1 pseudogene is annotated in these 345 nt (G+C 50.7%); it reads right to left on the minus strand.

Features of this window, described 5'->3' with window-relative positions:
• A pseudogene (locus tag FB479_RS25320) lies at nucleotides 1-345 on the minus strand (FIVAR domain-containing protein); the annotation flags it as partial.

Genomic DNA, 345 nt, shown 5'->3' on the forward strand with positions numbered 1-345 from the left:
CGACGGTAGGCGTAGGCTCGTCTGGTTTTTTCAAACCTTCTCTGGCTTTTGTCAATGCAGACAGCGCTGTGTTGACTTCTTCTTGCGTTGCTGCCGGATTGCCTAGTACGTCTTTTGCCGCATTCATAGCTTCTTGAAGAGCTCTCCAGCTCGCTTCTGTATACTGGGTTTCTACCAGGTTCTCGGCTGTAATCTCGTTAACCTTTTTTTGCAGTGCCGTTTTGTCTACCGTGTCTACTGGCTTCTCAGTCAGCTCGTTTCTAGCTTTCTCCAGAGCTGCCAGCGCTGTGTTGACTTCGGCTTGCGTTGCTGCCGGGTTGCCTAGTACGTCTTTTGCCGCATTCA

Source organism: Brevibacillus sp. AG162 (genome assembly GCF_006715575.1).
GTDB classification, from domain to species: Bacteria; Bacillota; Bacilli; order Brevibacillales; family Brevibacillaceae; genus Brevibacillus; species Brevibacillus brevis.